This is a genomic window from Mesorhizobium sp. P5_C1 (genome assembly GCF_054049815.1).
The window spans coordinates 1-653 of the sequence record NZ_JBFULQ010001313.1; the positions used below are offsets into that span (position 1 = coordinate 1).

A 653-nucleotide genomic window follows, 5' to 3' on the forward strand; every position below is an offset into this window, starting at 1 on the left:
CTTGAGCTTCTTGGCGAAATCCTGGTTGTTCTTGGCGACGAAGTCCTGGAGCTTCTTCTGCCGGTCTTCGATGTCGGACTGCTGCAGCGGCGGGCCGTCATAGGCGCCGCTGAAACCCTGCAGGGCGATCTTGATCGGGTTCTGCTGGTTCTGGAAATTGACCGAGGTCAGCGTGATCGCCTGGCCCTTCTTGAAGGCACCGACGAGCTGGTCGGTGAGCGGAACTTCGGCCACGCAACGATCCGGGAAGCAAATGACGTAATCAAGCTTTACGGCCTTGCCGGTATCGATCTGCAGGCCAATGCCGGGAGGCACCAGACGGCCGGTCGGCACCGTCACCTGGAACACCTTGCGGTTCACCTTGCCCTTCAGCTCGATCAGGCTGACGCCGGTGATCAGCTGGCCGTTGCCGGCGGTGGTGATGTTCTGGACGTTGCAGATGTCGACGTCTTCCTGCTTGGTGCAAGCCTTGAACCAGCCTTGCGGAATCTGCTGTTGCTGCTGTGCGGAAGCAGCGGGAAGCCMTGCGCCCAGAAAGCCGACCACGCCAGCGGCCATGACCGACAGGCGGTACGCGTTGCTGTTCAGGCTCGTCATGTCGTGCACTTCCTCTCAAATGATCCCGGGACCGGCTTCTTCGTGCCGTGTGGTCC

General features: G+C 61.0%; 1 protein-coding gene. It reads right to left on the minus strand.

Annotated features, from left to right (window positions below):
• A partial coding sequence (locus ACXJ7R_RS35570; RefSeq protein WP_457155866.1) for an invasion associated locus B family protein occupies nt 1–597 on the minus strand: 597 nt, incomplete at its 3' end.
• Nucleotides 598–653 lie beyond the last annotated feature (56 nt).